Consider the following 7,899-nt stretch of genomic DNA (forward strand, 5'->3'; position numbering starts at 1 on the left):
AATATGCACATGTTTAAAAAAGTACATATCCTTTTTTTGCTAATAATGGCCCAATTGGTTTCGGGAACTTTGGTTGCCCAGGAACGGTTTTTAAAAAAAGGAAATGAAAAGTACGAGGAATATTCCTTTAGTCCTGCCATAGATATTTATAAAAAAGTCTTGGACAAAGGTTATGTTTCCGCAGATTTGCTAAGAAAATTGGGGAATTCCTATTATTACAATGCGGATTACAAAGAAGCCGGGGAAACTTTTAATAGATTGGTGAACGAATTTGAAGGCGAAGTGAGTGCGGAGGATTATTTCAAATACGCCCAAACTTTAAAATCCTTGGAGGAATATGAAAAGGCGGGTGAGATAATGAACAAATTTACCCAAATAACGGGTAACGATGTCAGGGCCCGGCAATTTAAGAGCGCGGAAGATTACCTGGCAGAAATAAAAAAGAACTCCGGAAGATATGAATTGAAAACTTTTGAATACAATTCGCCCTATTCGGATTTTGCCCCATCCTTTTACAAGGAAGGTCTAATTTTTTCTTCGGATAGGGATACCGGAAACTTTGCCCGAAATAGGCACACTTGGAACGGCAAGGATTTTTTGGATTTATATAAAGTGAATGCCGATAGTGCCACACGAAGCAAGGTGGTAAAATTGGACGATTATGTGAATACCCGGCTACATGAATCCACTTCCATAACCACCAACGATGGCCAAACCCTTTATTTTACCAGAAATAATATCGTGGAGGGAAAATATAAAAAGGACGAGGAGGGCATTATTCGGCTAAAAATATTTAGGGCCCAAATGATGGATGATGGCATTTGGGGCGAGGTGGAGGAACTTCCGTTCAACAGCGACTCTTATTCGGTGGCGCACCCTGCGCTTAGTCCGGATGAAAAAACATTGTATTTTGCTTCGGACATGCCAGGTACCCTCGGTGCCTCGGACATTTTCATGGTAGAAATCAATAAGGACGGTACTTTTGGTACCCCCGTAAATTTAGGGAGTAACATAAATACGGAGGCTCGTGAAACATTTCCGTTCGTGACGGAGGAGGAAATTCTCTATTTTTCATCGGATGGCCACCCGGGCTTAGGTGGCTTGGATGTTTTCGGAACAAAAATAAAAAGGAAGGACTTCAACGGGAACATAATGAACGTGGGTGAACCTGTAAATAGCGTTAAGGACGATTTTACGTTTATCTTTAATGAGGAGAACAGAGAAGGCTATTTTGCGTCCAATAGGGATGACGGAATGGGCTATGACGATATCTACGCCTTTATTGAAAACGAACCCTTGGTTTTTGATTGCATACAACAGGTTACAGGTACGGTTAGGGACAAAATTTCAAATCAGGTTCTGGTGGGAGCCACGGTAAAAGTGATCAATGAGGACAACGAAGAACTTTTGTCCACGATTACGGATTCCAAGGGTACTTATAGTTTGGTATTGGATTGTAACCAAGGCAACTTTGTACGGGCTTTGATGGAAGGATATACTCCCCATGAGGAGTATATTGGCGTATCCGATGGCAAACCAAAAATCATCGACTTTTATTTGGAAAGGGATAGGGTGACAGCAGGTTACGGCGATGATTTGGCAAAACTCCTACAATTGAGTACCATCTATTTCGACTTCGATAAGTATAATATTAGAAAAGACTCCGAAGTCGAGATTGAAAAGGTAATCGCGGCCATGGAAAAATATCCCAGTCTAAAAATCAAGGTCAATTCCCATACGGACAGTAGGGGGCCTGCGGCCTATAATTTATGGCTGTCACAGAAAAGGGCGGAATCAACGGTAAATTACATGATCAATAAGGGTATTTCCAAAGACCGATTATTGAGCGAAGGATTCGGTGAATCTAAGCTTTTGAACGAATGTGCCGATGGAGTTCCATGCTCTGCGGCCAATCATGACGTCAATAGAAGGTCTGAATTCATTATTTTCGAATAAAGTGAACAATAATACTAATACGAAAAGGCAGCCAAATTGGCTGCCTTTTTCTGTTTGGGTGCCGCTTTGAATATAACCCAATAACGTTTTTTAAGGGCCACACTTCATCGATTAGCCCTTTCACAACAATTGTTTATTGATACCTTTTTCAAGCTTTAACTTCGTTTAATTGCAAAAAGTTGTATAGAAATGAAGTTCTTTAAACTGCTTTTGATTATCTCTTTAATGGTAGCTGCTGATGTTTCCTGGAGTCAGGAGACCTTTAGGGATAATTTTAGTTCTGCTTCATATTCAAATAATGATGGTAGTCAGAATTTTAGTTCTAATTGGATTGAGAACAATGATAATAACAATCCCGGTAGTGGTTCTACAAGAATTACTTCAGGGCGTTTGCGCTTTTCTAATAGTGATGATGATTGGATTTATCGATTTGTACCATTGGCAGGAGCATCAAGTGTTCAACTGACCTTGGATTTTGACGGTACATCTAGGGGTGGAGAAATCATGGATGTATACATTTATAACAGTAATACGGCGTTTTGGAATTTGGTAGGGAGTGTAGACAGTAATACTACTGGTACCATAACATACAATCTCACCGCTGCCGAAATCGATTCCAATCCAGCAATCATTTTTTATCCCAGGGATACTGACTGGCAAAATGGAGATACTATTTTTATCGATAATGTGTTATTTACGGCATTTTATGACCCAGTAGTTGAAATCACCGATGTTTCCGTAGATGAAACTGCTGGTACTGTTGACATTACGGTGACCCATACAGCAACTAATACTGGTAGTTTTAGCGTTAACTTTCAAACTGTTGACAATACTGCTGTAAGTGGGTCGGACTATAACTTTAATTCTGGAACTCTAAATTTTTCTGGTACCGTTGGAGATACTGAAACGGTGACGGTTACAATATTGGATGATAGTTTACTTGAGGGGCCGGAAAGTTTCATTTTGGACCTAACTGGCTCAAGTAATCCTTCGGTTGATATTACTGATAACGGAACGATTACTATTAACGATGATGAAGTTCAAGTTAACCCTCCTTTAGTACTGGTTCGAGAGTTCAATGGTAACTTTGACTACACTTCCACGGGAGGATCATTAAGAACCCTTCCTAATAATAATTCCAACAACGATGCTTGTCAGATACAAGCAACTTCTCAGGCACCCCTTTTGGTTGATGTTCCTGTAGGTGCCACTATTGAAAAGGCATATCTGTATTGGGCCCATTCCAATGGTACATTGGATACAAATGTGACCTTTGAAGGACAAAACGTTACAGCGGACCAGGCCTATACTTCCTTCATTACTACAAGGCAGTTTAACGGCTATGTAAGTGATGTAACTTCCATTGTACAGGCAAAGGCATATTTAAACACGGCTGATTTCACGTTTACGGATTTAGATATAGATAATTCAGCTACCTACTGTAGTTCCTCAACGGTATTGGGAGGTTGGGCACTTATGGTATTTTATGAGGAATCATCTTTACCTGTATCAACAATAAATGTGTACCAAGGCTTTTATGGAATAAGCGATGATACAAACAGTTATACATTGGATAGTTTTTATGCTATCAGCGGGGCAGGGTCAAAAGCTTCCTTTTTATCATGGGAAGGCGATGAAAACATCGTGGGTGCCGGATCAGGCACGGTGGTAGAAAATTTATCCATCAGTGTGCCTGGAGATCCAGCCGTCGATTTAACCGGTGATGGAGGACAGACTGGGAATAATCCCTATAATAGTACCATTTATGATAATACTACACCTACAACTATAAATATTACCACATCATACGGCTTGGACTGGGACACTTACGACCTAACGAGTATCCTAGACCCTGGCGATACCCAATTCACGGCCAATGTAGCCATGGGTCAGGACTTTGTAATATCTAATGCTGTCGTGCTCAAGGTACAATCAAACTTGATAGCAGGAACCGTTTTTGAGGATATAAATTACGGCGGAGGATCGGGAAGAGACATGGCCACATCTTCCGGTATTCCTGTGGAAGGTGCTACGGTAGAGATTTATGACAATCTAGGTAATTTATGGAATTCTGAGACCACGGATGCCAACGGAGAATATGCCTTTGGCGGTATGGCGGATGGAACCTATAATATTCGCGTAGTAAATTCTACGGTTAGGTCCAGTAGAGGAGGGGGAACCGCCTGCACTGCGTGTTGGCCAATACAGACATTTAGAACTTCCCATAATGGTACCTCTTACAATTACATTACTGACGAGATTGGAGGGGCATTCCCAGACCAAGAAGACGTTGGTGCTGGGACTTTCAGTGGAGCTCAATCCGTTAGCTCCGTAACCATTGCTGGAGGAGGATTGGGCAATATCGATTTTGGTTATAATTTTAATACCATTGTGAACACAAACGAGGACGGTCAGGGATCTCTGGAGCAGTTTATAGTAAATTCCAACAACCTTGATGAGACAGGCCTTGATATTGAAGCAAACGCGCTCTTTGATCCGGTATCGGGAGAGGACACATCGGTCTTTATGATATCCACTTCAAGCGATCCATTGGGTCGAACGGCAGATTCAAATTATTCCGGAGGTTATTTTGATATTTTTATTTCAAATGGAAACCCTCTAAGTAATATAAGCTCGGACAATACAAAAATTGACGGTAGAACCCAGACAGCTTATTCGGGGAACACCAATACCGGTACTGTTGGTGGTGGGGGAACTCAAGTAGGAATTTCTTGACTAGCCTTACCAAATTATGATTTACCGGAGATTCAAGTCCATAGGAATGGTGGTGATGTGTTTAAAATAAATGCGAATAATACCCAAATTAGGAATCTTTCAGTTTATGCCAACAACAATGCGGGTATTCGGATAGATGGTGGAAGTATTGACATTCAAAACAACCTGTTGGGAGTAAGTGCCTCTGGGGTAAATGCAGGTAATATCGACATTGCAGTAGAGAATTTAGGCGGAAATTTGTTGGTAGATTCCAACTATATTGCCACCACTACAGATAGTGGTATACTTATCAACGGTGGAACATCAAACATTATCCAGAACAATCATATTACCTCGAATGGTGACGCCGCTTGTGATGATAACATCCTAATCAATGGGGGTAGTGGTATAGTTATACAACAAAACTTAATTGAGAATGCGGCCTCTTTGGGAATAGATGCAGCTTCTTCCTTAGGCAATATTATCATATCTGATAATACGATTACAGGTTCTGGCCAGAACGGGGGAAACTGTAGTGGTGGACCTGAAGATATGGGTATAAAATTGGCAGGTAGCGACTCCCAGATAACCAATAACGTGATATATGGCAACGGTGGTGCGGGTATTACCCTAGTTGGTTCCGGAAGTGGTAATCTTATTAGTCGAAACTCATTTTATGCAAATGGTACTAATGCACCAGCCTTGGGTATAGATATTTTAGGCGATGGTGTTACCTTAAATGATTTGAACGATGCCGATGGTGGACCTAACGGCAGCCTCAATTTCCCTATCATATCGGGTGTATATGGAAGCGCTACTTCATTAACAGTGGAAGGTTGGTCACGACCTGGAGCGACCTTGGAATTTTTTACGACCGATATTAACGAAGGAAATGCCAGTACCGGGGACAATCAATTGGGTCTTTTAAGGGACTATGGGGAAGGTCAGGTGTATATTGCAACCTTGGTCGAAGGCAGCGGGTCGGATCAGGATTCAAATGTTCTACCATATACCGATATGGACGGAAATACGGACAACACCAACAAATTAAAGTTCACCATTCCGTTACCTCCCGGAGTGACCATTGGCGAGTTGATTACGGCTACCGCAACGTTGTCAAATAGCACTTCTGAGTTTTCTCCTTTAAGTGAAATTAGGGCAAACTCCTTGATTACGAACAAGAGGATTACCTACCGGATAAAGAAGAACTAATCTGTATAATACAATATAAGTGTAGTTTTTTGGCTACAAGCGTACCTTTGAAAGCCACTGTAAATATTGGGCTAATCGATAAAGTACCCGCTATCTTTTGAACATTTTTAAAAGCTATAACCTCATTTTTCAGGACGTAGACCGTGCGAAATTCCACTTACACAACAATTATTTCACTGGGCTAGGTGTAAATCTAATTTTGTAAAGAATTAACATGCCGTGGTGTGCCTACGGTGGAAATAGAGTACCAACTAACTATGGATTTGAACAACGATAATAACAGGGTCAATCATAAAATGACAAAGTACTTAAGTAAACATAAGGCGATGGATAAAAGAATTTTATGGATATTTTTATTTATATCCGGAATCACGTTCGCACAAACGACCGTAACATTGGAAGACCAATGTAACTGTGAGGTATTACAGGGAACTGCTGTTACCGCTGCTGGATCTGTAACTCCTGCAGGAGCGGACCTCGGCGATTTATATGTGAATACCAATACAGGTACCATCTATTTCTGGGATGGTGATTCTTGGGAATTGACCGCTACGGATAATAATACTACAAATGCAAGTTTTACTCAGGACGGAACTAATTTGATTTTGACCGATTCTGATGGAAATTCGGTAACTCTAGCTTTAGCCGATATTGCAGCATCGATTGACACAAATACCACCAATAACGCCTTTTTGGTTATGGGAACAGATTTGGTCATGGTGGATTCAGATGGAAATATGGTAGGTATTCCACTAGCACAAATAGCCTCTTTAACGGACACCAACACCACGAACGCCAGTTTGACCGAAGATGGCACGAACCTGATATTGACGGATTCCGATAGCAATACTGTAACCATTGCATTGGCGGACATCGCCGCTGCGACGGACACGAACACGACGAACGCGACCTTCGCGGTGGTAGGGACGAATTTGGTCATCACGGACAGCGACGGTGGAACTGTAAGCGTACCGGTAGCGGATATTGCCGCATTGGCTGACACGAACACGACGAACGCCAGTCTGACGGAAGACGGCACCAACCTTATATTGACGGACAGTGACAGCAACACGGTAACCATTGCATTGGCGGACATCGCCGCTGCGACGGACACGAACACGACGAACGCTACTTTCGCGGTAGTCGGAACCAATTTGGTGATTACCGATAGCGAAAACAATACGGTGAGCGTACCGGTAGCGGATATTGCCGCATTGGCTGACACGAACACGACGAACGCCAGTCTGACGGAAGACGGCACCAACCTTATACTGACGGACAGCGACAGCAACACGGTAACCATTGCATTGGCGGACATCGCCGCTGCAACGGACACGAACACTACCAACGCTACCTTCGCGGTAGTCGGAACCAATTTGGTGATTACCGATAGCGACGGCGGAACTGTGAGCGTACCGGTAGCGGATATTGCCGCATTGGCTGACACGAACACGACGAACGCCAGTCTGACGGAAGACGGCACCAACCTTATACTGACGGACAGCGACAGCAACACGGTAACCATTGCATTGGCGGACATCGCCGCTGCAACGGACACGAACACTACCAACGCGACCTTCGCGGTAGTCGGGACGAATTTGGTGATTACCGATAGCGACGGCGGAACTGTGAGCGTACCGGTAGCCGATATAGCTGCCTTGGCGGACACGAACACGACGAACACGAGCTTGACCGAGGACGGCACGAACCTTATATTGACGGATTCCGATAGCAACACGGTGACCATTGCCTTGGCGGACATCGCGGCCGCTACGGACACCAATACGACCAACGCGACCTTCGCGGTGGTGGGGACGAATTTGGTGATCACCGACAGCGATGGCGGAACTGTGAGCGTACCGGTAGCGGACATCGCCGCATTGGCGGACACGAACACGACCAACACCTCATTAACTGAGGACGGCACGAACCTTATTTTGACGGACAGTGACGGAGGAACGGTAACGATAGCTTTGGCGGACATCGCCGCTGCGACGGACACCAATACGACCAACG

Annotated in this window: 4 protein-coding genes; all 4 read left to right on the forward strand. The window is 43.4% G+C overall.

Going from position 1 to position 7,899, the window contains the following annotated elements; genetic code table 11:
- Positions 1 to 9 precede the first annotated feature (9 nt).
- Positions 10 to 1,956, forward strand: a complete 1,947-nt coding sequence (locus PP181_RS16405) for an OmpA family protein (protein ID WP_272637872.1) — start codon at positions 10 to 12, stop codon at positions 1,954 to 1,956.
- A gap of 189 nt (positions 1,957 to 2,145) precedes the next feature.
- The gene (locus PP181_RS16410) at positions 2,146 to 4,692 is read left to right on the forward strand and encodes a Calx-beta domain-containing protein (protein WP_272637873.1); all 2,547 of its coding nucleotides are present in this window, start codon (positions 2,146 to 2,148) and stop codon (positions 4,690 to 4,692) included.
- Between the two features lie 57 nt (positions 4,693 to 4,749).
- Entirely contained in the window at positions 4,750 to 5,883 is a 1,134-nt protein-coding gene (locus PP181_RS16415) for a right-handed parallel beta-helix repeat-containing protein (protein WP_272637874.1), read from the forward strand.
- A 326-nt stretch (positions 5,884 to 6,209) separates the two neighbouring features.
- Positions 6,210 to 7,899 (forward strand): beta strand repeat-containing protein (locus PP181_RS16420; RefSeq protein ID WP_430905222.1); only part of this gene is annotated, 1,690 nt, incomplete at its 3' end.

This window comes from Maribacter sp. PR66 (assembly GCF_028464205.1).
Lineage (GTDB): Bacteria > Bacteroidota > Bacteroidia > Flavobacteriales > Flavobacteriaceae > Maribacter > Maribacter flavus.